Annotated in this window: 18 protein-coding genes; 8 read left to right on the forward strand and 10 right to left on the reverse strand. The window is 61.0% G+C overall.

Annotated features, from left to right (window positions below; all coding sequences use genetic code 11):
- Positions 1–15 precede the first annotated feature (15 nt).
- The 6 genes from KYK33_RS00065 to KYK33_RS00090 all read right to left on the reverse strand — a co-directional run bounded on the left by KYK33_RS00065 (position 16) and on the right by KYK33_RS00090 (position 10,811).
- Positions 16–2,631, reverse strand: a complete 2,616-nt coding sequence (locus tag KYK33_RS00065; protein WP_224431651.1) for a sensor histidine kinase — start codon at positions 2,629–2,631, stop codon at positions 16–18.
- Positions 2,624–3,148, reverse strand: coding sequence for a potassium-transporting ATPase subunit C (locus KYK33_RS00070; protein ID WP_224431652.1), 525 nt, complete (start codon positions 3,146–3,148; stop codon positions 2,624–2,626). Before KYK33_RS00070 ends, KYK33_RS00065 begins: the two co-directional genes overlap by 8 nt.
- An 85-nt stretch (positions 3,149–3,233) precedes the next feature.
- Positions 3,234–5,288: a potassium-transporting ATPase subunit KdpB gene (gene kdpB / locus KYK33_RS00075; protein ID WP_042043972.1), complete on the reverse strand. Its 2,055-nt coding sequence runs from the start codon at positions 5,286–5,288 to the stop codon at positions 3,234–3,236.
- On the reverse strand, positions 5,285–6,964 hold the full coding sequence (gene kdpA, locus KYK33_RS00080) for a potassium-transporting ATPase subunit KdpA (protein WP_042043971.1): 1,680 nt from the start codon (positions 6,962–6,964) through the stop codon (positions 5,285–5,287). Before kdpA ends, kdpB begins: the two co-directional genes overlap by 4 nt.
- A gap of 393 nt (positions 6,965–7,357) precedes the next feature.
- Positions 7,358–8,707: a glutathione-disulfide reductase gene (gene gorA / locus KYK33_RS00085; RefSeq protein WP_224431653.1), complete on the reverse strand. Its 1,350-nt coding sequence runs from the start codon at positions 8,705–8,707 to the stop codon at positions 7,358–7,360.
- Between the two features lie 136 nt (positions 8,708–8,843).
- On the reverse strand, positions 8,844–10,811 hold the full coding sequence (locus tag KYK33_RS00090; RefSeq protein WP_224431654.1) for an ATP-binding protein: 1,968 nt from the start codon (positions 10,809–10,811) through the stop codon (positions 8,844–8,846).
- Between the two features lie 203 nt (positions 10,812–11,014).
- On the opposite strand from KYK33_RS00090, the gene prlC reads away from it, so the two are divergent.
- The 3 genes from prlC (at position 11,015) to KYK33_RS00105 (ending at position 16,562) form a co-directional block, all read left to right on the forward strand.
- Entirely contained in the window at positions 11,015–13,057 is a 2,043-nt protein-coding gene (gene prlC, locus KYK33_RS00095; protein ID WP_224431655.1) for an oligopeptidase A, read from the forward strand.
- A gap of 133 nt (positions 13,058–13,190) precedes the next feature.
- Positions 13,191–15,740, forward strand: a complete 2,550-nt coding sequence (locus KYK33_RS00100; RefSeq protein WP_224431656.1) for a putative bifunctional diguanylate cyclase/phosphodiesterase — start codon at positions 13,191–13,193, stop codon at positions 15,738–15,740.
- Between the two features lie 51 nt (positions 15,741–15,791).
- Entirely contained in the window at positions 15,792–16,562 is a 771-nt protein-coding gene (locus KYK33_RS00105) for a class I SAM-dependent methyltransferase (protein WP_157014104.1), read from the forward strand.
- An 87-nt stretch (positions 16,563–16,649) separates the two neighbouring features.
- Here the strand turns inward: KYK33_RS00105 and KYK33_RS00110 are convergent, their stop codons facing one another.
- From KYK33_RS00110 to rhlB, 3 genes are read right to left on the reverse strand one after another with little or no spacing between them, the layout of a single operon-like run.
- Positions 16,650–16,907 (reverse strand): Rho-binding antiterminator, encoded by a 258-nt coding sequence (locus KYK33_RS00110; RefSeq protein WP_224431657.1) that lies wholly within the window; start codon positions 16,905–16,907, stop codon positions 16,650–16,652.
- Between the two features lie 22 nt (positions 16,908–16,929).
- On the reverse strand, positions 16,930–18,426 hold the full coding sequence (gppA, locus tag KYK33_RS00115) for a guanosine-5'-triphosphate,3'-diphosphate diphosphatase (RefSeq protein ID WP_224431658.1): 1,497 nt from the start codon (positions 18,424–18,426) through the stop codon (positions 16,930–16,932).
- Positions 18,427–18,437: 11 nt separating this feature from the next.
- On the reverse strand, positions 18,438–19,727 hold the full coding sequence (gene rhlB, locus KYK33_RS00120) for an ATP-dependent RNA helicase RhlB (protein ID WP_042043964.1): 1,290 nt from the start codon (positions 19,725–19,727) through the stop codon (positions 18,438–18,440).
- Positions 19,728–19,841: 114 nt separating this feature from the next.
- Here rhlB and trxA point away from each other — a divergent pair, with 114 nt between their 5' ends.
- From trxA to fre, 5 genes are all read left to right on the forward strand, one after another.
- Positions 19,842–20,168 carry a thioredoxin TrxA gene (gene trxA, locus KYK33_RS00125; RefSeq protein ID WP_042043962.1) on the forward strand — a complete coding sequence of 109 codons (327 nt, stop codon included), beginning with the start codon at positions 19,842–19,844 and terminating at the stop codon, positions 20,166–20,168.
- Between the two features lie 208 nt (positions 20,169–20,376).
- Entirely contained in the window at positions 20,377–21,642 is a 1,266-nt protein-coding gene (gene rho / locus KYK33_RS00130) for a transcription termination factor Rho (RefSeq protein WP_042043959.1), read from the forward strand.
- Between the two features lie 243 nt (positions 21,643–21,885).
- Positions 21,886–22,899 (forward strand): hypothetical protein, encoded by a 1,014-nt coding sequence (locus tag KYK33_RS00135; protein ID WP_224431659.1) that lies wholly within the window; start codon positions 21,886–21,888, stop codon positions 22,897–22,899.
- A gap of 32 nt (positions 22,900–22,931) precedes the next feature.
- A complete protein-coding gene (ubiD, locus tag KYK33_RS00140; protein WP_224433065.1) occupies positions 22,932–24,419 on the forward strand; it encodes a 4-hydroxy-3-polyprenylbenzoate decarboxylase in 1,488 nt (495 codons plus the stop codon).
- A 50-nt stretch (positions 24,420–24,469) separates the two neighbouring features.
- Positions 24,470–25,168 (forward strand): NAD(P)H-flavin reductase, encoded by a 699-nt coding sequence (gene fre, locus KYK33_RS00145; RefSeq protein ID WP_042043957.1) that lies wholly within the window; start codon positions 24,470–24,472, stop codon positions 25,166–25,168.
- Positions 25,169–25,255: 87 nt separating this feature from the next.
- Here fre and ubiK read toward each other — a convergent pair whose 3' ends face one another.
- Positions 25,256–25,513, reverse strand: coding sequence for a ubiquinone biosynthesis accessory factor UbiK (gene ubiK, locus KYK33_RS00150; protein WP_224431660.1), 258 nt, complete (start codon positions 25,511–25,513; stop codon positions 25,256–25,258).
- Positions 25,514–25,794: the final 281 nt, after the last annotated feature.

A 25,794-nucleotide genomic window follows, 5' to 3' on the forward strand; every position in this document is an offset into this window, starting at 1 on the left:
GTTGTTGCTGTCCCATCATGGTCTGGCCATCTCCATCTCAGCCTGCCCATCGGGTGCATTGAGGGCCAAAGGCAGAGAGATACGCATGCAGGTGCCGTTGCCATTGGGGCCGGCGAAGGCCCAGATACGACCGCCATGGGCCTCTATCATAGCGCGAGAGATGGCCAGGCCAAGCCCGGTGCCACGACTGCCACTGTCTCCCACGGGTTGGGTGTAGAAGAGATTGAAGATCTTGTCTCTGTCTGCGGCGGCGATGCCGACCCCGATGTCGATGATATCCATGATGAGATCGGGCTCGGCCAGCATGACTCGAAACTCGATAGGCGTGCCAGCCGGGGAGTAGCGGGAGGCGTTATCCAGGATGTTGACCAGCACTTGCTCGAGCAGGGCGCCGTGGACATAGAGGAGAGGCGGGGTCTGATCGAAATGGATCAACAAGGCATGCTGGCGCCAGGACGTATCGAGTCGGCGACGGGCACTCTCCACCAGATCGGCCAGACTCACCCAGTCGCGCTTGAGCTGGAAGTCCGGGGAGCCAATGCGGGTCATATCCAGCAGGTTCTGCACATAGCTGTGCAGACGTTGCGCCTCTTCCTGCACCGAATGGAGCAGCTCATCCCTGTCCTGTTGACCAATTCTGTCGCCGTACTCCAGGAGCGTGCTGCCAGCCCCCATGATGGCGGCCAGTGGTGTCTTCAGGTCATGGGAGACGGAGGAGAGCAGGGCGGCTCGCATCCTGTCCGTTTCCGCCTGCAACTGGCTCTGGGCCAGCCGCTCATTCAGTTCGATACGGGCAAGGGCGGCACGGATATCGGTCAGCAGGGCCTGCAACTGGTGTTCGGCAGAGGCAGAGAGGGGTTGGGCCAGACGGATACCAAGGGCCAGTTCGGGGGTGAGGGGGTGATACTGAGCCTCGGCGGCGTTGAGGGTGGCGGTGTAGGCCCCGGCGCTCTGTTGCTGGGAGAGGCTCCAGTCGATGGCTGCCTTGTCGGTCTGGCCGGGCAGGTAGGGGATGGTACCTGCGCGATCCTGATAGAGGTTATCGATGGCGAAGGCGGGTTGGGCCAGGGCCAGGGAGATGGCTTGCGCACCTTGGCGCAACACCTCCTCCGGACCGTTGGCACTGGCCAGCTCCTGGCTGAGGGAGAGCAGGGCGGTGCCGAGCTGCTGTGTCTCACGCAACCCGATCAGTTGCTGACGTTGGCGAGAGGCGAGTCGCCCCGCCGCTATGCCGACGATGAACAGCACGAACAGGGTCAGCAGGTCGCTGTGACTGTGTACCGTCAGGGAGAAATAGGGGGCGGTGAACAGCAGGTTATGGGCGAGAAAGCCCAGAATGGCGGCCAGAATGGCGGGCAGCTGACTGGTGGTGAGCGCCGTGGCCAGCACCCCCAGCACAAACAGCAGTGGCAGGGAGGCGGCGGGTAACCAATGAGACAGACCCCAGGCAATGGCCGAGGTGATGGCCATGATGGCAACCGCCAGCAGGCACTGACCGATCTGTCCGGGGGGGGCTTCACGCAGCACGGGGCCCCCGTGATGGGGGCCCGTATCGACCAGGGTAATCTCCAGTCCCCTGGCTCGCTGCAACAGGTGCTGCACCAGGGATCTGCGCCAGGGGGCCTTGTGGGGCTTGCCAAGCAGCAGCTGCGAGGCCTGCTGCTGGGCCGCCGTCTCCATCAGGGTATCGGCTACCGCCGGGCTGGAGAGGGTCAGCACCTTGGCACCCAGTTGGGCGGCCAGGGCCAGGGCCTGCTCCAGTTCGGCCGACCGCTGCCCGCGACTATCCACATGCACCACCAACCAGGGCAGCTGGCGGCGCTGGGCGAGGCGATGGCCGTGTCGCACCAGAGCCGGGCCATGTTGTTCACCGAGACAGACCATCAGCTTGCCGCGCAGGGGCTGGGTACTCTTGCCGGCCGCCTGCCACTGCAACTGCAGATCTCCCTCCACATGACTGGCCGCGGTCTGCATCGCAAGTTCGCGCAGGGCGGTGAGGTTGTTGAGAGAGAAGAAGGAGTGCAGGGCCGCCATGGCCTGCTGGGGCACATAGACCTTGCCCTCACGCAGGCGATCGAGCAGCTCGCGCGGAGGCAGATCGATCAGCACCAGGCTGTCAGCTTCCAGCAAGACGCTGTCTGGCAGCGTCTCCCTGACCCTGACCCCCGTCAGTTGCCATACCAGATCGTTGAGGCTCTCCAGATGCTGCACATTGAGGGTGGTATAGACGTCGATACCGGCATCGAGCAGCTCCTGCACATCCTGCCAGCGCTTCTCATGGCGGCTCCCCGGGGCGTTGCTGTGTGCCAGTTCATCGACCACGGCGATGGCGGGTTTGCGGGTCAGCAGGCCATCGAGATCCATCTCATCGAGCCGTTGCTGACGATGCAGATGGGTCTTGCGCGGCAAGATAGCCAGCTGATCGAGCAGGGCCAGGGTCTCCTGGCGGCCATGGGTCTCCACCACACCTATCAGTATGTCCGTCCCTTCCCTGGCCTGTTCCCGTGCCGCCTGCAACATGGCGTAGGTCTTGCCTACGCCAGGGGCCGCGCCCAGAAAGACCTTCAGCCTGCCTTTGCTCTCCTCTGCCAGGCTGGCCAGCAGGGCATCGGCCCTCTGCTCATCACGCATCCTTTTCCTTATCGAGCACCAGATTCAGCTCGAGAATATTGACGATTTGCGGGCCTAGGATACCAGCTTGTGCCCGGGACTTGACCAGCTCCGTCAGCTGTTCTGGATCCAGTTGCCTGGCCTGGGCGACGCGGGCCACCTGAGCCAGCACGGCATCGAGGGGCAGCTGCGGGTCCAGCCCTGAACCTGAACGGGTCAGCATGGCGGGGGAGTTATCCTGTCCGGCGGCGGCTTGCTGATGGGCAAACTCGGCGCGCAGCGGGGAGCTCATCCCCAGATTGCTGCCGCCACCCCCCACGCTGGCATAGGCGCTGGCGGAGGGGCGGGAGTGGAAGTACTCCTCCTTGCTGAACGACTGGGCCAGCAGGGCGCTACCGACAAGCTTGTTCTCCTGGCTGATAATCTGGCTGCCATTGGCCTGCCAGGGAAAGATGAGCTGGGACACCAGGGTGACGGTCAGCGGGTAGGCGACGCCGAGCAACAGGGTCAGGGTGAGCAGTGTTCTGATGGCTATCATGATTTGTCCTTCTTCCTGGCGTTCGGCCGGTGACGGCGAACGCGATGAATCGGGGGCCTGCATCAGTGGCCCCCATGGGGTTTTGCTACACCAGGCCAAAGCCGGTGACGACGAGATCGATGAGCTTGATGCCGACAAAGGGAACCAGCAGCCCGCCGAGGCCATAGACCAGCAGGTTGCGGCGCAGCAGGCTGGCGGCACTGCCACTCAGACTGACGCCACGCAGGGCCAGAGGCACCAGCGCCACAATGATCAGGGCGTTGAAGATGATGGCCGACAAGATGGCGCTCTGGGGGCTGCCAAGCTGCATCAGGTTCAACGCATCGAGCTGCGGATAGGCGGCAATGAACAGGGCGGGCAGTATGGCGAAATATTTGGCCACATCGTTGGCGATGGAGAAGGTCGTCAGGGCTCCCCGGGTCACCAGCAACTGCTTGCCGACCTGCACCACGTCCAGCAACTTGGTGGGGTTGGAGTCCAGGTCAATCAGGTTGCCCGCCTCCTTGGCGGCCTGGGTGCCCTCGTTCATGGCCAGACCCACATCGGCCTGGGCCAGGGCCGGGGCGTCATTGGCGCCATCGCCGCACATGGCCACCAAGCGTCCACCCGCCTGCTCCTGACGGATATAGGCCAGCTTCTTCTCCGGCGTTGCTTCGGCGATGAAGTCATCCACCCCGGCCTCGGCGGCGATGGCGGCGGCGGTGAGCGGGTTGTCCCCGGTGATCATCACGGTGCGGATGCCAAGATGGCGCAACATCTGGAAGCGCGCCTTGATACCGGGCTTGATGATGTCCTTGAGGGTGACGGCCCCGAGCAATTTCTCCTGATTGCAGACCAGCAGCGGGGTGCCACCCTGACGCGCAATCTTCTCCACCGCCAGGCGGATTGGCTCGACCAGCTGTTTGGGGGTCATTCCCAGATAGGCGAGGACGGCATCGACGGCCCCTTTGCGATACTGAAGATGACCCCGATCCAGCCCGCTCAACCGGGTCTCGGCACTGAAGGGGATCAGGCGATCATCCGGGTCCAGGCTAGGCCTGGTCTGGCTCTTGGCCGCCAGGGTCAGGATGGATTTCCCCTCTGGGGTGTTATCGCCAAGGGAGGCCAGCATGGCCGCCTGAGCCAGCATGGCGGGTTCTATGCCGGGCGCCGGAATGAACTCGTCCGCCATGCGGTTGCCGAAGGTGATGGTCCCCGTCTTGTCGAGCAAGAGCGTGCGAACGTCCCCGGCCGCTTCGACCGCCCGACCCGATTTGGCAATGACATTGAGCTTTACCAGCCGGTCCATGCCGGCGATACCGATGGCGGAGAGCAGGCCGCCGATGGTGGTCGGGATCAGGGTGATAAAGAGCGCGATCAGATAGAGTCTGGGCACCTGGCTGCCGTTGTAGCCGAGGAACCAGGGCAGGGTTGCGACCACCAACAAGAAGATCAGGGTCAGTCCGACCAGCAGGGCATCGAGGGCCATCTCATTCGGGGTCTTCTGGCGTTTTGCTCCTTCGACCAGTGCAATCATTCTGTCGAGGGTGCTCTCGCCTGGATTCTGGGTGACGCGCACCCAGATCCTGTCCGACACAACCTGGGTGTTGCCGGTGACACCACTGCGATCCGTACCGGACTCGCGAATGACGGGGGCAGATTCCCCGGTGATGGCGGCCTCGTTGACCGAGGCGATCCCGGCGATGACCTCACCATCCGCCGGTATGGTCTCGCCACTGCAGACCAGCACCATGTCCCCCTTCACCAATTGACTGGCGGGGATCCAGCTGCCGAGACTGTCCTCCGGGGAGCTGACCCAGCGTGCCTGAAGCTGGCTCATGCCCGCCTTCAGGCTGTCGGCCCTGGCTTTGCCTCTCCCCTCGGCCAGCGCCTCGGCAAAGTTGGCAAACCAGAGGGTCAGCCACAACCAGGCCGTGAGCTGCCAGGCCAGGCTGGCAGTTACCCCGGAGAGGGGCTGGCCAAGCAGGGACTCTATGGTAGCCATCAGCGCCGCCAGCCAGAGCGTAAAGAGGATGGGGCTGGCCAGCAGCGCCTTGGGGTGGAAGCGCCGCAGCGCCGTGATGGCGGCCTGGGCCAGCAAGGAGTGACTCTTGCCGCTGGTGGCGTCCCCGGTCAGCGAATTGGCATTGGATAGGCTCATGGTTGAACTCCTAGCAGCAGATGTTCGGCGACGGGTCCCAGTGCCAGCACGGGCAGGAAGGAGAGGCCGCCCATCAGCAGGACAGTGATGATAAGCAAGGTAATAAACAGCGGGCCGCGTACCGGGAAGTCCCCATCGCCCCGCTCCTGGGTGGGTGCCTTGGCGAGTTGGCCGGCGATGGCGAGTACCGGGATGATGTAACCAAAGCGACCAAGCAGCATGGCCAGGGCGATGGCGACACATTGCCAGCTGTCGGCGGCGCCGAAACCGGCGAAGGCGGAGCCGTTGTTGCCCGCCGCCGAGGCGTAGGCATAGAGCAGCCGAGACAGGCCGTGGGGGCCATCGTGACCGATGATGGCTTGCGAGCCGGGCATCAGCAGGGTGAGGCCACCGATCACCAATACCCCAACCGGCATGACCAGCATGCTGGCAACGACCCACTTCATCTCAGTGATGCCGAGTCGCTTGCCGAGGTAGCTGGGGGTGCGCCCCACCATGAGCCCGCACAGGAAGACGGTCAGCAACACGAACAGCATCATGCCGTAGATACCGGCACCGACGCCGCCAAACACCACCTCGCCCAGCAACATGTTGATCATGCCGACCATGCCACCCAGGGGGGTGAAGCTGTCGTGCATGGCATTGACCGAACCGTTGGAGGCGGCAGTGGTCGCCACTTCCCAGATGCTGGACAGCACAGGGCCGAAGCGGCTCTCCTTGCCCTCCCAGTTACCCGCCTGACTGCTCAGTTGCGCCAGATTGGGATCTGCCTTGAGCTCCTGGCTGATGGCGAGGCTGAGCCCCAGTACCAGCAGCAGGGTCATGGCCGCCAGGATGGCGCGGCTGTGGCCCGCATCCTTCACGTAGCGGCCGAGGGTGCAGACCATGGCGGCGGGCAGGGTCAGCAGGGTGACCATCTCCAGCCAGTTGGCGAGGGCGGTCGGGTTCTCGAACGGATGAGCCGAGTTGACCCCGAAGAAGCCGCCCCCGTTGGAACCGAGCTGCTTGATGGCAATCTGCGAGGCGGCAGGACCCAGCGGCATAAGCTGCTCCTGTCCTTCCACACCATGGAATGGCAGGTAGGCAGACAGACTCTGGGGAACCCCTTGCCAGACCAGCAGCAGGGCCATGATCAGCGCCATGGGCAGCAAGACATAGAGGCAGAAGCGCACCAGATCGCGCCAGAAGTTGCCCAGATGATGGGTCTGCTGGCGGGACAAGCCACGGAACAGGGCGATGGCCACAGTGGCCCCGGTACCGGCCGAGACGAAGTTCTGGGTCGTGAGCCCGACCATCTGGCTGAAATAGGAGAGGCTGGCTTCACCGGAATAGGCTTGCCAGTTGGTGTTGGTCATGAAGCTGACCGCGGTATTGAGGGCCAGGGACCAGCTCAACCCTGGCAGCTCTTGTGGGTTGAGGGGCAGCAGTCCTTGGGCCATCAGGATCAGGAACAGCAGACCGGCACCTGCGCCGTTGAAGGCGATCAGACTCAGGCCATAGGACTTCCAGTCCTGCTCCCGGCCATCGGTGCCACAGCAACCCAGGGTGAGGCGCTCGAGGGGGGCCAGCCAGCTGACCCGTCCCTCGAAAACCCGGTGAATATAAGCACCCAGCCAGGGGGCGGGGAGCAGTACCAGCAGCACGAAGGCGGCCGGGTAGAGATAGGCTTGCCACATGATGGTTTCCTCACTCATGGCTGCGCGTCAGAGCGCGAGCCAAGTAACAGACGAGGGCGAGGACAAGCAGTAGATACAGCCAGTTCATAGCGACTCCATAGCGAAATTTCCAAGGTCGGATTTGACCCTGAAAGCATATGGAACAAGGGCGTAAAGGCGCCATAAAGTGGCCGGTGGTTGGCGTAAAATTACCGTAAAAAGATAGGGTTAACGTAATTTCATCGCAGCGTGCATCGCTGGTGCGGCAGAAAGAAAAACCCGGCACTTGGCCGGGTTTGAGACTCAGAAGTGGACCTTGTCGAATGGTCACGAACTCTTCGGCATTGGTGGGATGAGTATTGCAACGCAGTGTCCGAAGCATTCCTGATGGTGATAGATCCGCTTCGGATGCTCTTAGCGCATCGTCACGAACTCTTCGGCGCTGGTCGGATGAATGGCGACGCAGTTGTCAAAATCCGCCTTGGTGGCGCCCATCTTCATGGCCACGCCGAAGCCTTGCAGGATCTCGTCCATGGCGAAACCTATGCCGTGCAGGCCGACCACCTTCTCCTCTGGCCCGACGCAGACCAGCTTCATGCGGGTGGGCTGGCGATGCTGGGTCAGGGCCGAATACATGGCGGTGAACTGGCTGCGATAGACCTTGACCTGGCTCTCGCCATACTCGGCGATGGCCTCGGGTTCGGTCAGGCCTATGGTGCCGATGGGGGGGTGGCTGAACACCACGGTCGGCACCAGATCGTAGTTGAGGTGCTCGTCTGGCTTGTTGTTGAACAGCCGCTCGGAGAGGCGACGGCCGGCGGCGACGGCTACCGGGGTGAGCTGGATGCGGCCGGTGTTGTCACCCACCGCATAGATGCCGGGGACCTGGGTGTTCTGGAACTTGTCGGTCTGGATATAACCCTTGGCATCCAGGGTGACCCCGGCAACGGCCAGGTTGAGCCGGTCGGTGGCAGGCGCGCGACCTATGGCCCAGATCAGGCAGTCGACGGTCAGATGGCGGCCATCTTCCAGTTGCAGGGTCAGGCTGTCATCGGCGTTCTTGATGATGGCTTTGGGCACGGCATGGGTGTGCAGCTTGGGGCCTTCGGCGGCCATGATCTCGACCAGGGTCTCCTGGACCATGGGATCGAAACTGCGCAGCGGGCCCTGCTTGCGCACCACCAGGTGGGTCTCCGAGCCCAGGGCCTGCATGACACCGGCGATCTCGACGGCGATATAACCCGCACCGACCACGGCGACGCGCTTGGGCTGACTGCTCAAGGCGAAGAAGCCATCGGAATCTATGCCATGTTCGGCACCGGGAATAGTGGGGACTTCCGGATGACCGCCGGTGGCGATCAGTATGTGATCGGCGCTGTACTGCTCGCCATTGACCTCGATCGTCTTGCCATCGATGAAGCGGGCGAAGCCCCTGATGACGGTGATCTTGTTCTTGCCGAGCACATTTTCATAGGAGTGGTGAATGCGGCTGATGTAAGCCTGGCGTGACTCGACCAGTTTGGCCCAGCTGAAGTGGTTGAGTGTGGTATCGAAGCCGTAGTCGGCGCCATATCTGAGCGCATCGGCGATCTGGCCGGCATACCACATGGCTTTCTTGGGCACACAGCCGACGTTGACACAGGTACCCCCCAGCTCTTTTGCTTCGATCAGGGCTACTTTTTTGCCATGCATGGCGGCGCGATTGGCCGAGGCGATACCGCCACTGCCGCCGCCGATGGCGATATAGTCAAAATGCTGTGCCATGGGTGTGGCTCTCCACTTGTTTAGGGTGCAATACCCGATGATGGGGACAAAAGCACCGGCTCACAAGAGCCGGTGTCCAGTTATCTGTCGATGGGTGCCATCGAACGCCAGCATCAAACGGGCAGCCAGGTCGGGCTCAGCTGACCTGCATGGGGACGCTGATGTGGAATTGGGCACCGTGGCCGGGGTCGCTGCTGCAGTGAATGCGGCCGCGCAACAGCTGCACCACCAGGTTGTAAATGATGTGACAACCGAGCCCGCTTCCCCCCTGGCCACGCTTGGAGGTGACGAAGGGATCGAAGATGCGCGGCAATATGGCGGCCGGGATGCCACGACCGTTGTCCGAGTAGTCGATCACCAGCCTCTCATCCCGGCGCTCTACCCTGATGGTAATCTTCTTGGGTCTGTCCCAATCGTCGAAACCGTGATGGATGGAGTTGAGGATCAGGTTGGAGTAGATCTGGGTGAAGCTGCCGGGGAAGGAGTAGAGGCTGAGCTTGGGATCGCACTGTATATCCAGCTCGCACTGGGCCTTCTTGAGCTTGTGACCGAGGGAGACCACCACCTGATGCAGGTTGTCGGAGACATTGAAGCTGTATCGCGCCTCCGAGGATTGATCGACCGCCACCTGTTTGAAGCTGGCAATCAGCTCGGAGGCCCGACGCAGATTGCTCTGCAACAGCTGCATGGACTCATCCAGATTGAGGGTGAATTCGTTGAGATAGCTGCGTGACAGCTGTTTGGCATCAAGGTGCTGTTTGAAGGCGGTCACCTGCTCCTGCAGATAGGAGGAGGCGGTCACACTGATGCCGATTGGCGTGTTGATCTCATGGGCAACCCCGGCCACAAGGGATCCCAGAGAGGCCATTTTTTCCGACTCCACCAGGGTCTGCTGGGCCTGCTTCAGGTCATCATAGGCCTGACCCAGCTGCTCGTTGGCGTCGCTCAGGCTGCGGGTACGCTCCTGCACTTTCCCTTCAAGCTGCTCGTTGAATTCGGTGATCTCCCGCTCGATCAGCTTGAGTCGGGTGATGTCATAACCAAAGCCTATCAAGTATTTGAGCGCTTCTCCCTCATAGAAAGGGGCGAAGGTCCACTGCAAGGTGAGCTCGCCGCCGTCTTGATCGCGCATCAGCAACTCTTCATCCTCAATCTTCTCCTGCGCCGCTATGCGGGCCCGGATGGGGTCGCGCTGGGCCTCATCCACGAACAGCTCCAGCCAGTTGTGACCCTGGATCTCCTGCTGGTGGTAGCCGGTGAGCAGAATGGCTGCCGGATTGACGCTGGCGATGGTGAGATCGGGATCCAGGCAGCAGATGACCATGTTGGCCGAGTTGATCAGGGTGGCGGAGAAGTCGCGCTCTTGCTGCAACTGCTCGGCGGATTGATGGCGAGCCATGAGTTCATCCTGCAAGCGGCTGCGCATCTCGTTGAGGGTGGCAACCAGGGTATCGAGCTCATCGGGCTTCTTGCGGGGCAGGGGGCGCCCCTCCAGGGTGAGGGAGATCGCGAGGCGATCCAGATTGAACTGCTCCGTGTACTGGGCGATGCGGTGCAGGTGCCTGATCACCAGATAGTAAATGATGAACAGTATGCAAAACGAGACCACCAGGGTCTTGATGGTCTGGCTGACCAGTATTAGCACGGACTTTTCTATAAGCCTTTGATAAACCTGGTCAAGAGAGGCGGCGACGAAGAGCTTGCCGACCAGCTCACCCTGATAGGTCAGGGGAAACTCGCGGGAGATGTCATAGCTGTCCCGCTCTGCCCCCTGGGTCAGCAGCGGTACTTCCGAGCTACCCAGCATCTCCTTGACCATGACGAACTGCATGTTAGGCAGGTTCATGATGCCCTCTATCTGCACCTTGACCTGCTCTTCATCCAGGTTCCACAGGCTGGCGGAGATGGGTTGGAGAAAGGAGGCGTGGATCTGGTCAATGCTGCCCTCGATGAGCGCCACATCCTTGCGGTAGTCCCAGACGAGCTGCAGCGCCGTGATGATAAAGGCCAGGGCCGTGCTGCAGATGAGGATGTAAGAGAGCAGCCGATAGGAGAGTCCGTTAAAGCCAAAGGCTTTTGCGGTCTGAGGGAAGAGTCCTGACATGGCGTCCTTGCGGTCTGGATAGTGAGGGGCTCAGTCTAACCGCTTCGTTTCCGGCTGTCGTGGGGGTTTGCCACAAGCTGTGCGCGAGCCGAGGGTTTGCAGGCAAAGGCTTGATTATTGCTGTCGGAGCCTACATCTTAGATGGTCCAAGCAAAATAATAAGGCTTCTGGACAGCAGGGGCTTAGAGATGAGGTACGACAGGATGAATAACCCTTTGCTGACAATGGACTCCTTGCCGCTTTTCAGCCGCATTCAGCCTGAGCATGTCCAGCCTGCCGTGGCGCAGGCGATATCTGATAGCAAACAGAAGATCCAGGATGTACTGACCCAGACGGAATCCCACACCTGGGACAGCCTGATCGCCCCTCTGGAGGAGGTCAACGATCGCCTGGCCCGCATCTGGTCACCCGTCAGCCACCTGAACGCCGTCATGAACAGCGAGGCGCTGCGTGCCGCCCACGATGCCTGCCTGCCGCTGTTATCCGAATTCCAGACCTATGTCGGCCAACATGAGGGGCTCTACCAGGCCTATCGCGAGCTGGCCCAGAGCGATGATTTTCCCCGTCTCGGCGCCGCCCAGCGCAAAGAGATAGAGAACACCCTGCGCGATTTTCGTCTGTCCGGCATCGGCCTGCCTGCCGAGCAGCAACTGCGCTACGGCGAGATCCAGGCGCGCCTCTCCGAGCTGGCCTCCCGCTTTAGCAACAATGTGCTGGATGCGACCATGAGCTGGAGCAAGCTGGTGACCGACGAGGCCGAACTGGCTGGCTTGCCCGCGAGCGTGCTGGCCGCCGCCAAACAGTTGGCTACGGCGCGGCAGCAGCAGGGCTGGCTGTTTACCCTGGATATTCCCTCCTACCTGCCGGTGATGATGTATGCCGACAGCCGGGCGCTGCGTGAAGAGCTGTATGCGGCTTACTGCACCCGCGCCTCGGATCAGGGCCCGAATGCGGGCAAGTGGGACAACAGCGCCATCATGACCGAGCTGCTCTCCTTGCGCCGAGAGCTGGCTCAGTTGCTCGGCTTTGCCAATTACGCCGAGTTGTCCCTGGCCACCAAGATGGCGGACAAACCGGAACAGGTGGTGGGCTTCCTCACCGACTTGGCCGAGAAATCCCTGCCCCAGGGGCGGGTCGAACTCGACGAAATCCGCGCCTTCGCCGCCGAGCATCATGGCCAGAGTGAGCTCTCAGCCTGGGATCTCGCTTATTACGCCGAGAAGCTGAAGCAGCACAAGTTCTCCATCTCGGATGAACAGTTGCGCCCCTATTTCCCGGCGGGCAAGGTCGTCCATGGCCTGTTCGAGGTGGTACGCCGGGTCTTTGGCATGAAGGTGCGCGAGCGTTACGGCATCGAGACCTGGCATCCGGATGTGCGCTTCTTCGATATTTTCGACAGTGAAGACGAGCTGCGTGGCAGCTTCTATCTGGATCTCTATGCCCGGGAACACAAGCAGGGCGGGGCCTGGATGGATGTCTGCCTGGGTCGTCGTTATCGTCAGGATGGCTCACTGCAAAACCCGGTGGCCTACCTGACCTGCAACTTCAATGGCCCGGTCGACGGCAAGCCGGCACTCTTCACCCACAACGAAGTGGTGACCCTGTTCCACGAGTTTGGCCACGGCATACACCATATGCTGACCCAGATAGATGTGGCCGGGGTGGCGGGCATCAATGGTGTGGCCTGGGATGCGGTCGAGCTGCCCAGCCAGTTCCTCGAAAACTGGTGCTGGGAGTCCGAGGCGCTGTCCTTCATCTCCAGCCACCATGAGACGGGGGACCCTCTGCCCGAGGATCTGCTGGTCAAGATGCTGACGGCCCGCAACTTCCAGGCGGCGATGCAGATGCTGCGCCAGCTGGAATTTGCCCTGTTCGACTTCCGTCTGCACCAGGAGTTTGATCCGGCCAAGCCGGATCAGATCCCGGCGTTGCTGGCCGAGGTGCGCAGCCAGGTCGCCGTGCTGACGCCTCCCGCCTTCAACCGCTTCCAGCACAGCTTCTCCCACATCTTCGCCGGTGGTTACGGGGCTGGCTATTACAGCTACAAGTGGGCCGAGGTGCTGTCGGCGGATGCCTTCTCCCGTTTCGAGGAGGAGGGGATCTTCAACCCCCAGACGGGCCAGGCGTTCCTGACTCATATTCTGGAGAAGGGAGGGTCCAAGGAGCCGATGGAATTGTTCCGTGCCTTCCGGGGGAGAGAGCCTCAAGTGGATGCACTTTTACGCCATAGCGGGATCGCAGCCTGATTTTCGTAATAAAAAGGGACCTTTGGTCCCTTTTTTAACGTAATTTGAATGCCTTACGATGACCCGATTTGCACTGACCTGCGCTCTTGAGTAGAGTCGCCCTTCGTACTTAAAGGAGAGAATGCATCTTGCCATGAGGCGAGCACTCACATCTGTCTACCGGATCATGTCAAACCTGTCTCACACCAGTGGGCTGGGGTATTTTGACAGCTTCGTGACTGAACTCGCGGCGGCGGTACAGGCAGACGTTGTATTGATCGCGGGGCGAGATAGCAGCGGTCTGGGGTTCGAGATCCATGCTGCCTATCCGGCCACCCTGGGCATGAAGGGGGAAGTGTTCCCCATCGCCGCTACGCCCGGAGAGATAGTGCTGCAACAAGGTGAAGCCTGGTTCAGCGATCGCTTACCCCAGCTGTTTCCCCTCGCCACCATCTTCATGACCCATGATGAGGTGCGCGGCTATGCCGGCATCGCCCTCAAGAATGCCCATGGCGAGACCATAGGCCTCTGCAGCCTCTGGTTCCATCAGGGCCAGGAGTGCATGGACAGGGTGATGAGTGTGCTGCGCCTGCTGGCCCCCCTGGCTGGCCGCGAGCTGGCTCTCGGCCTGCCTCAGACCCCGAGCCCCTCTCTCCTTCCTTCCCCCGCCATGGATGCCATGCTGGCACATGCCCCGGTCGGTATCGGCAAGCTGGATCTGCAGGGGCGGCTCCTGTGGGCGAATCCGGCCATCGCCAACATCTTGGGTTATCGCGAGGGGGAGTTGCTGCACAGAACGGCCGCCGAGCTCCACCACCCGGAGGATTGGCTGCGCAGCCTGGCGAGCTATGGGGAGCTGGTGCGTGGGGAGCGCAGTGCCGTCACCCTGGAGAAGCGCTACCGCCACAAGGAGGGCCATGACCTCTGGGGCCGGGTCACCCTGACCCTGGTACGCAATGATCGCCAGGAGCCGGAACACTTGATGTTGCTGCTGGAGAACATAGATGACGCCCGCCGTCATGCCGAGCAGCTCAAGCTCTCCCACCGGGTCTATGACAATCTCTCCGAAGCCATACTGGTGTGCGATGCCGAGAGTCGCATCATCTCGGTCAACCCGGCCTTCGAGCGGATCACCGGCTATTGCAGTGAGGAGGCTTGTGGTCAGCGCCCCAGCCTGCTCAAGTCAGGGCTCCATGATGAGGCCTTCTATGCCGACATGTACCATACCCTGTCCCGGGTCGGTATCTGGCGTGGCGAGGTGTGGAACAAGCGCAAGAATGGCAAGCTTTACCCCCAGCAGCTGATGATCAGCGCCCTGCGCGAAGGGGGCAAGATCACCCAATATATCGCCATCTCCAGCGATATTTCCCAAACCAAGCTTGCCGAACAGAAGATTGCGACCCAGGCCAACTACGACAACCTCACCGGCCTGCCGAACCGCTGGCTGTTTGGCCGCAGCCTGACCCGCTTCTGTGAGCGGGGCGAGCGCTTCGCGCTCATGGTGCTGGATCTCAACAACTTCAAGGCGGTCAACAACAGCATGGATCACCATGTGGGGGACGCCCTGCTGCGGGAGGTCTCCGATCGACTGGTGAGCCGGGTACGCACCGAGGATCTGGTGGCCCGCATCGGCGGTGATGAGTTCGCCTTCCTGGTGCCAGGCATCGTCAGTCGCCGCCAGGCTGAGGTGTTTGCCAAACAGGTGCAGGGCAGCTTCGCCCGTCCGTTCATGCTGGCCAATCAGCAGCTCTATGTGACGGCGACCATAGGTGTCACCCTCTGCCCGAGCGATGGCAGCGAGAGCGATGAGTTGCTGCGCAATGCCGAGCAGGCGCTGTTTGCTGCCAAACGTAAGGGGCGGCCCCTCGACAGCTACTGCGCCGCCATGCGTGAAGAGGTGCGCCAGCGCCACCAGATGCAGCAGGATCTGGCGGAGGCCATCAAGCAAGAGCAGCTGACCATGGCGTATCAGCCGATCTGGGACAATCGCAGCGGGCGGGTGGCCAAGCTGGAGGCGCTGGTGCGCTGGTATCACCCGCAGTGGGGGCAGGTATCACCGGCTGACTTCATTCCCCTGGCAGAGGAAGCGGGCCTGATCCAGAGTCTGGGAGCCCTGGTGTTGTGGCAATCCTGCCGCGATCTGGCTCGCCTGCAGGGCTCGGGTTTCCCCGAGCTGCAGATGTCCATCAATCGCTCCACCCTGGAGTTCCAGACCATAGATCCCCAGGCCTCCGAATGGTTGAGGGTGATTGAGCACTTCCAGCTGAGCCCGAGCGACATCATCATCGAGATCACCGAATCGCTGTTGATGGAGAGCAGCGATCAGCACAGGATCCGCATCGAGGCCCTGCGTCAGGCTGGCTGCAAGCTGGCCATCGACGACTTCGGCACCGGTTATTCGGCACTCACCTATCTGCGCACTTTCCCGGTGGATCTGGTCAAGATAGACCGCAGCTTCGTGCGCCACATCCCCTTCAATGAACAGGACAGCATGCTGCTCGATGGCATCATCAACATAGTGCACAACCTCGGCATGCAGGTGGTGATCGAGGGGGTGGAGACCCAGGAGCAGCTCAACTTCCTCTGCCACAAAGGCTGTGCCTTTACCCAGGGCTATCTGCTCAGCAGGCCGCTGGCCTTCGATGATCTGGTCAATTATCTGGAACTGAATCGGAACGGCATGAGCCTGCCCATCGTGAGCTGAGTTGCCGCTTCTGCTATCATGGCCGCCATGTCCGCTGCCATGAGTGCCCCCATGTATCCAATCCTGGTTTCCTGTGAAGCCCCTGCCCGCGCTGGTGAGCTCCATGACCTGCATCAACGGCTGGCCGGGGTCAGCTTTGCCGCTCCCTTCGCCCTGGTCCTCACCGAGACCAGACTGGAGCTGCGCAAACTGGATGAAGAGAAGCTGGGGGCCGTCTTTGTCGATTTCGTGGAGGGCGCCGTGGCCCACAGACGCAAGTTTGGTGGTGGCCGGGGTCAATCCATCGCCAAGGCGGTTGGCCTCAAGGCCGGGGCCAATCCGACCGTGGTCGATGCGACCGCTGGCCTGGGACGCGATGCCTTCGTGCTCGCCTCACTCGGCTGCAAGGTGACCATGATAGAGCGCAGCCCTGTGGTGGCGGCCTTGCTGGCGGATGGTCTGGTGCGGGCGGCGCAAGATCCCTATATCGGTGCCTGGGTGAGCGAGCGGATGCAGCTGATCCAGGGCCCCGCTGCCGAGCAGTTGCTGGCCCTGTCCGAGCGACCCGAGGTGGTCTATCTCGATCCCATGTTCCCCCACAAGCAAAAGTCGGCGCTGGTGAAGAAGGAGATGCGGGTATTCCAGTCCCTGGTGGGGGCGGATCTCGATGCGGATGCCCTGTTGCCGGCGGCGCTCAAGATGGCGCAGCGACGGGTGGTGGTGAAACGGCCATCTTATGCGGGCTGGCTCGATGAGAACAAACCCAGCATGGCGATCGAGACCAAGAACAACCGCTTCGATGTCTATGTGATGGCGGCGCTGACCCAGGTCGTCGCCGACTGAGCGGGTCCATCCCGACTACCCCAGTGACAAAGAGAGAGGGCCAGCAATCGCTGGCCCTCTCTTCGTTCGCCGCAGGCTTGTCCCGCATCAGTCGGCCTGGGCCTTGAAATGGATATGGCGCGGCTCTCCCTGCCACGTCAGATCGAGGCTGATCAGCTCAGCCAGGCTGAGCCATTCGCCACTTGCCAGCAACAGAAACTCAACCCCATCCCGAGCCTGAATGGTTTCAATCTTGTCCTGCCAGCAGCGGTTATCCCGGGTGGTGAGGGTCAGTGGCAGTTGCCAGCGTGCGGCAATTTCGAGCCAGTCGTAGAGGTCACAGCTGATGGGCTGATAGTCTGCCATGGCGCTCTCCTTGGGGTTGCCTTCAGGCTTCCAGTTCCAGTAGCTGGGTCGGCCAGCCGAGTTTCTGCTGGCGCTCGACCTCGAGCCGCAGCTCGCTGGCACGCAGGTAGTGTTCGTCCAGCCAGCCCTTGGGCAGACTGAGGGTGAGGGCATCTTCGTCCGCGGTCAGGGTGAACTGGGGCACAGTGCCTTGAGTGCGGCGCATGCAGAGGATCAGCGAGATGCGCAGTATGCGGGCAAGGCGGGTGGCCTGGCGGGCAGTGACGGCACCCTGGCGGTCCAGAGGTTCCTGCTTGAACTCATCCCGCTGGTTGAGCAGCAGGGCGGACAGCAGTTTTTTCTGGGCAGGGGTGAAGCCCGGCATGTCGATGTTGTCGATGATGTAGGCCGCATGCTGAGGGGCCTTCTTGTACTCGATGCACAGGCCTATTTCGTGCAGCAGGGCGGCGTAGCGCAAGATGGGGCGACCGTAGCGTTTGGAGAGACGCCAGGCAGGTTGCAGCTGGTTGAATGCCTCGACCGCCGTATCCCTGACGCGCTCGGCGTGTTCCCTGTCGAGTTGGTAGCGGCTGATCAGGCTGTCTGCGGTGCGATCCCTGGCATCACAGTCATGATTATTGCCGAGCAGACCGTAGATGAGTCCCTCGCGCAGGGCGCCCCCCGCCAGGGTCATGCTCTCGATGCCGAGCACCTCGAAGATGGCGATCAGGATGGCGAGACCCGAGGGGAACACGGTCAGCCGTTCGGCCGCCAGCCCCTCAAGCCGCAACTTGTCGAGGCGACCACAACCGATGGCTTGCTCCATGAGCTCTTGCAGCTTGGGCAGAGTAACCCGCTCGCTCTTGCCTTGGGCCAGCATGATCTCTTGCAGCGCCTGGACGGTGCCCGAGGCGCCGACACAGGTGCGCCAACCCAGGGCGCGGTAATCCTCAGCGACCGGTGTTAGCACGGCCTTGGCGGCGGCGATGGCCTGGTTGAAGCGGGCCTCGCTCAGCTCGCCATCACCGAAATGATTGTTGAGCCAGGTGACACAGCCCATGTGCAGGCTGTTGAGCAGCTTGGCTTCGCTGTGTTCGCCGATCACCAGCTCCGTGCTGGCGCCGCCGATGTCGATCACCAGGCGATTGCCTTCCCCGGCGGAGGTCCAGGAGACCCCTTCGTAGATGGTTTTCGCCTCTTCCTCGCCGGAGATGACCTCGATGTTGTGATTGAGGACACGTTCGGCCTCGCTCAGGAACTCATCGACGTTGGTTGCCAGACGCAGGGTCGCCGTGCCTACCACCCGAATGTTATCGGCGGGAATGTCCTGCAACTGTTCGGCAAACAGGCGCAGGCAGTCCCAACCTCGGGCCATGGCAGCCTGGCTTAAGCGAAATTCCTGATCGAGACCGGCGGCGAGGCGCACCTTGCGCTTGACCTTGGTGACGGTACGCAAAGCGCCAGCGACCTCGCGCACCACCAGCATATGGAAGCTGTTGGAGCCGAGGTCGATGGCAGCATAGAGCGGCGAGTTGTGCAACTTGGCTGCCCTTAGTTCTTGCGAGGCGGGCGACGGCGGTTGTTGCTGTTGCCACCACCCTGGCGATCCCGCGAGTTGCGGTTCACCGGTTGGCGGTTGCGGTGGATCCGTTTCGGTGCGGTTGCATCATCCAGCAGCGCATCGCGGTCGTATTTGCTGACCGGGATGGCATGGTGGATGTACTCCTCGATGGCCGGCAGGTTGAAGGCATAGTCTTCACAGGCCAGGCTGATGGAGTGACCGCTCTTGCCGGCGCGGCCGGTACGACCGATCCGGTGCACGTAATCTTCGGCATCGTCGGGCAGGTCGTAGTTGAAGACGTGGGTCACGTCCGGGATGTGCAGACCACGGGCGGCCACGTCGGTGGCGACCAGGATGTCGAGCTTGCCCTGAGTGAAATCTTCCAGGATCTTCATCCGCTTCTTCTGCGGCACGTCACCGGTCAGCAGACCGGCGCGGTGGCCGTCGTTTTCCAGCCAGGCTTGCACGTCTTCACAGACATGTTTGGTGTTGGCGAAGACGATGGCTTTATCCGGCCACTCCTCTTCCATCAGGGAGAGCAGCAACAGCATCTTGTCTTCGTTGGAGGGGTAGAACAGCTCCTCCTTGATGCGCACGCCCGTCATCTGCTCCGGCTCGACTTGCACATGTTCCGGGTGGTTCATGTGTTCGTAGGCCAGCTCCTGCACCCGCAGGGAGAGGGTCGCGGAGAACAGCATGTTCAGACGCTCGGTGGCTTCTGGCATGCGGCGGAACAGGAAGCGGATGTCCTTGATGAAGCCCAGATCGAACATGCGATCCGCTTCGTCCAGCACCACAACCTGGATGCAGCCCAGATCGATCACCTTGGACTTGAAGTAGTCGATGATACGGCCGGTGGTGCCGATCAGGATGTCGACCCCCTGTTCCAGCACGGCCAGCTGCTTGTCATAACCCTCGCCGCCATAGGCGAGGCCGAGCTTGAGCCCGGTCGAGGCGGACATGCTCTCGGCATCGTTGTAGATCTGCACCGCCAGCTCACGGGTCGGTGCCATTATAATGGCGCGAGGCTGGTTGACCAGGCGCGGCTTGGTCAGCGGATGGGTCAACAAATAGTTGAAGGTTGCAGCCAGGAAGGCAAGGGTCTTGCCTGTACCCGTCTGGGCCTGTCCGGCGAGGTCATGACCTTCGACCAGCAAGGGCAGGGACAGTGCCTGGATGGGGGTGCAATAGTGAAATCCCTTTGATTCCAGACCAGCCAGAACTTCGGGTTCGAGGCCCATTTGGGCGAATTTATCGGTCGTTAAGTGTGTTTTGCTCATGGCGGTAGGTTATCAGGTTAGGCTTGCAATAATAAACAGGATCATTTCAAATAGGGCAACTATTGCCTTCGTTGACGTCTCAATTAAGGCCTTATTTACTGACTGGAGTTGGAGATGAGTGACAAGATTGTTCAGCTGAGCGATGCCAGCTTCGAGGCAGATGTAATCAAAGCCGCTGGCCCTGTTCTGGTCGATTTCTGGGCAGAATGGTGTGGTCCTTGCAAAATGATTGCTCCCATTCTGGACGAAATCTCCCAAGAGTATGAAGGTCGTGTGACCGTGGCCAAACTGAACATCGACCACAACGCCGAGACCGCCCCCAAGTACGGCATCCGTGGTATTCCCACCCTGCTGCTGTTTAAAGACGGCGCAGTGGCCGCCACCAAGGTCGGCGCCCTGTCCAAGACCCAACTCAAAGAGTTCCTGGACGGCAACCTGTAATTATCAAGAAGGAGCGCATTGCAATAATGCGCTCCTTGTGTTTTATGACCTAGACGCTCACCCCGATTGGTGCTAATTTAACGCTCGTTTGCTAACCGTTTTGTCTGACGCTTTGCTTAACAACAGTCTGGCGAATCCAATCCTATCGGCATCAATCCAGCAGACTGTCTCGTCCCCATTCAATCCTTGCTTACAGACTTTCACCACTATGAATCTGACTGAATTAAAGAACACTCCTGTGTCTGAGCTGGTCAAGCTCGGCGAAACCATGGGGTTGGAAAATCTGGCTCGGGCCCACAAAAAAGATATTATTTTCGCGATCCTCAAGGCACACGCCAAGGGTGGTGAGGATATCTTTGGTGACGGTGTGCTGGAAATCCTGACCGATGGCTTTGGCTTCCTGCGCAGCGCAGATGGCTCCTATCTGGCTGGCCCGGATGATATCTATGTCTCCCCAAGCCAGATCCGCCGCTTCAACCTGCGCACCGGCGATACCATCTCCGGCAAGATCCGGCCACCGAAAGAGGGCGAACGCTACTTCGCGCTGCTCAAGGTCAACGAGGTCAACTACGACCGTCCGGAAAACGCCCGCAACAAGATCCTGTTTGAAAACCTGACGCCGCTGCACGCCAACGAGCGTCTGCGCATGGAACGTGGTAACGGTTCGACCGAAGACATCACCGCCCGTGTACTGGATCTGGCGTCCCCCATTGGTCGTGGCCAGCGTGGCCTGATCGTGGCGCCCCCCAAGGCCGGTAAGACCATGCTGCTGCAGAACATCGCCCAGAGCATCGCTTACAACCACCCTGACTGCGAACTCATCGTGCTGCTGATCGACGAGCGTCCGGAAGAAGTGACCGAGATGCAGCGCATGGTGAGAGGGGAAGTGATCGCCTCTACCTTCGACGAGCCCGCCTCCCGCCACGTTCAGGTTGCCGAGATGGTGATCGAGAAGGCCAAGCGTCTGGTCGAGCACAAGAAGGATGTGGTGATCCTGCTGGACTCCATTACCCGTCTGGCCCGTGCCTACAACACCGTCATCCCCTCATCCGGCAAGGTACTGACCGGTGGTGTGGATGCCAACGCCCTGCACAGGCCCAAGCGCTTCTTCGGTGCCGCCCGTAACGTTGAGGAAGGCGGCAGCCTGACCATCATCGCGACCGCACTGGTCGACACCGGCTCCAAGATGGATGAAGTCATCTACGAAGAGTTCAAGGGTACCGGCAACATGGAACTGCACCTCTCGCGCAAAATTGCCGAGAAGCGTGTCTATCCTGCCATCGATATCACCCGCTCCGGCACTCGCAAGGAGGAGCTGCTCACCGCTCCCGACGAGCTGCAGAAGATGTGGATCCTGCGCAAAATCATCCACCCCATGGGTGAGATCGACAGCATCGAGTTCCTGATCGACAAATTGGCAGCGACCAAGACCAACGACGAGTTCTTCGACTCCATGCGTCGTCAGCAGAAGTAAGTGCTCGCCGAGTGCTGTGCAAACCGCGACCTTTTGGTCGCGGTTTTTGTTTATCCGCGCCCTGGCTCCTTGTTGCGCAGGGGGCTGGCAGGTTAAACGTGGCCAGCGAGTCCTGAGTTGTCGGCAGATGGCGGATGGATTGGCCAATTTGGCCGCAAGATGCCGCAATCCGCGTGGGATCGCGGTTTTGGGTAAAGGATTTGCCGTACTATGAAGCCTGGATGTCACATGGATAGAGACGTCATGAAAGGATTGGTTTTTTTATTGCTGGCCAGCCTGCTGGCGGGAACGGCCATGGCCACCCCCGTCAGCAAGCCACCCCCGATCAAGAGTGCCCTGGTCGCCGATGAGGGACTGCGCGAGAGCCAGCGTTATCTGCTGGAGCAGCTCCAGGCCGGTCGGTTTGATGCGGTGGATACCTTGCTCGCCTCCCTGAGCCTGGGCCAGCGTGAGTTTCTGCTCTACCAGCTGCTCAGCGACCTGCAGCACATACCCGCCACGGCGCCATTGCAATACTGGGTGCAGACCCAGTCAACCAAGGCACCTCAATGGCTGGTCGAAGGGGAGGTCGATGGCTTCCTGATGCAGCTGCCTGCCTATGACTTTCCCGCCGAGGCCCGTCTGTTGCTCACCCACTGGCAACAGCAGAACTGGCAGGCGCAGTATCGCCAGGCACTGAGCAATGGCAGCTTCGAATGGAAGAGCGTCTACAACAGCCGCAACCCCCTCCTGGCCCAGCAACAGCAGGCCTTGCTCCAGGCGATAGCCCAGTTGCCCGCCGGTTTGCTGTACAAGCAGGCGCAAGCGCTGGGCAAGCTGAACATATTCCTGCCCGATAACCGGCTGCTGAGCCAGCTGTTGCTGCGTACTGGCGAGCCATCCCTGTTTCTTATGCTGTGGCGCCAGCCAGTGGACGATGACAGTCTGGTGGCCCTCAAGGCATTGTCTTCCCTGCAGCAAGGGGACACGGCGAGCGATCTGCTCATCGCCGCGACCAGGAATCCCAAGCTGAAACGGCCAGCCCTGAAGGCGCTGAGTCAGCTCTCGCCTCTGCCCATCAAGGCCCAGGACTTCCTGCTGGCCGAACTCGGCAACAGCCAATATGGCGGTCTGGTCGCCAGCCTGCTGCTCGAGGTCGATGAACCCAGACTGCTGGTACGATTGGCCGATGAATTGACGCGCATGGAGCGGCGGCCGAACATCTCCCTGCTGTTGGCACCCGATACGGGTACAACAGGGACTCCGCCGGGGTTATAATGCCCCACCTCCTGAATCCAGCCGGTACCCGCATGAAATACAAGGACTTGCGTGATTTTATCGCGCAGCTCGAGAAGAAAGGCCAGCTCAAGCGCATCAGCCAGGAGATAGATCCCTACCTGGAGATGACCGAGATCAGTGACCGAACTCTGCGGGCCGGTGGCCCGGCGCTGCTGTTCGAAAATCCCAAGGGGTATGCGATGCCCGTGCTGACCAACCTGTTTGGCACCCCGGATCGCGTCGCCATGGGCATGGGCCAGCAGGACGTGAGCGCCCTGCGTCAGGTCGGCACCTGGCTCTCTTATCTGAAAGAGCCCGAGCCGCCCCGCGGCCTCAAGGAGCTGATGGAGAAGCTGCCCATCTTCAAGCAGGTGCTCAACATGCCGACCAAGCGGGTCTCGTCGCCCCCTTGCCAGCAGCTGGTGCTGGCAGGGGATGAGGTGGATCTGGACAAGTTGCCCATCCAGCACTGCTGGCCTGGGGATGTCGCCCCGCTGGTCACCTGGGGGCTCACCATCACCCGTGGCCCTTACAAGCAGCGTCAGAACCTCGGTATCTATCGTCAGCAGAAGATCGCCAGGAACAAGCTGATCATGCGCTGGCTGGATCATCGCGGCGGCGCCATCGATTTTCGCGAATGGCAGGAGGCCCATCCAGGCAAGCGCTTCCCGGTGGTGGTGGCCCTCGGTGCGGATCCCGCCACCATACTGGGCGCCGTGACCCCGGTGCCTGATTCGCTCTCCGAGTATGCCTTCGCTGGCTTGCTGCGGGGCAGCCGCACCGAGGTGGCCAAGGCCCTGAGCTGCGACCTTGAGGTGCCCGCCAGCGCCGAAATCGTGCTGGAAGGCTACCTTGAGCCCGGTGAGATGGCGCCGGAAGGCCCCTATGGTGACCACACCGGTTACTACAACGAGGTGGATGAGTTCCCGGTGTTCACCGTCACCCATATCAGCATGCGTCGGGATGCCATCTACCACAGTACCTATACCGGCCGCCCGCCCGATGAGCCGGCGGTGCTCGGCGTGGCCCTCAACGAAGTATTCGTCCCCATACTGCAAAAGCAGTTCCCGGAGATAGTGGATTTCTATCTGCCGCCTGAGGGGTGTTCCTACCGGATGGCGGTGGTGACCATCAAGAAGCGCTACCCGGGCCATGCCAAGCGGGTGATGCTGGGGGTCTGGTCCTTCCTGCGCCAGTTCATGTACACCAAGTTCGTGATCGTCTGCGACGATGACATCGATGCCCGTAACTGGCAGGATGTGATCTGGGCCATCACCACCCGCATGGATCCTGCGCGGGACACCACCCTCATCGAGCATACTCCCATCGACTATCTCGACTTCGCTTCGCCCGTCTCGGGCCTGGGCTCAAAGATGGGGCTGGATGCCACCAACAAGTGGCCGGGGGAGAGCAATCGCGAGTGGGGCCAGCCGATAGTTCAGGATGAAGCCGTCAAGCAGAAGATTGATGCCATCTGGTCTGAACTGAATATTTTCGACGACGCGACCCCAGGGTCATGAGTCTGAATCAATAAAAGGAGCGGGCCGGCCGGCCCGTCGCAAGGAATAGAATGCAACGTATCAAGTGCCGCGTAGCGGAGCTGCGTGAATATGTCGATACCATCTGGCACGTGGCCCTGACGCCACAGCAAGAGGTGAATTTCAAGCCGGGCCAATATCTGCTGGTGGTGATGAGCGATTCGGACAAGCGACCCTTCTCCATCGCCAATTCGCCGACCCGGGAGGGGGTGCTGGAATTGCAAATCGGGGCGACTCCTGAAAACGCCTACGCAGGTCAGGTGCTGGCCCGCATGCGCGAGCAGGGCGAAATCGAGGTGGAGCTGGCGGCTGGCAAGGCCTTCTTGCGTGACAGCTCGCCCCGTCCGCTGATCCTGATGGCGGGAGGCACCGGCTTCTCCTATGCCCGCTCCATACTGGAGTCCCTGATTGCCAACGGCAGCAAGCGTCCCGTCTTCCTCTACTGGGGCGTGCGTCAGGCCCATTGGCTTTACGAGCAGGCGGAGATGGAGCGCTGGGCCGCCAGCTACGAGCCGCTCACCTTCATCCCCGTGGTGCAGGAGCCCGAGGCTGACTGGGGCGGTCGCACTGGCCTGGTACACAAGGCGATCATGGATGATTTCGTGAGTCTGCATGACTACGACATCTATGTGGCGGGCCGCTTCGAGATGGCGGGCGCGGCGCGGGAAGAGTTCAAACTGCTGGGTGCCGAGCCTGAGCGTATCTTCGGCGACGCCTACGAATTTATCTAAATGAAGCTTTCTTGCCGATAAGTTCGCGGATAAAACAAACCCCAGCCTGGCTGGGGTTTGTTATTTTCTGGCGCGAGAGACCAGGGCTTATTCGCTCTTGCCGCTCAGCTTCTGCTCGAGTTGCTCCAGCTTGGCTTCCAGGGCGGTCAGTTTTTCACGGGTGCGCAGCAGCACCTTGGTCTGCACATCGAACTCTTCACGGCTGACCAGATCCAGTTTGCCGAGCTGCGCTTGCAGCACCTGGCGGATCTTCTTCTCCACTTCTTCGCCCATGGTACGAATGCCGGGGGGCAGGGCGTTCTGAACCTGCTTGGCAATATCTTCCAGTTTCTTCGGGTCGATCATCACATCTTCTCCTCATCTGATGGCGCCATTCTACCGACTATTTGCCTGCTTTGCCGAACCCTGGGGGATTTTTGCGACACTGTCCGATCCGGCTGGCTGGTCGGGGCAGGGGCCGTCGTGGTCGCTGATAACCTATTGAGTCTGTCTAAAATGCAATTCCTTGACCTTGTACACAAAAAAATCAGATCAGATGACTGACCAGATGGGTGATATTTGTTGCTTGCCTGTTAATATGTTGGTGGCGGCGGCAAAGCGTCGACTCGTATGGATAACAACTAAAG

This window comes from Aeromonas rivuli (assembly GCF_020149575.1).
Taxonomy (GTDB): domain Bacteria; phylum Pseudomonadota; class Gammaproteobacteria; order Enterobacterales; family Aeromonadaceae; genus Aeromonas; species Aeromonas rivuli.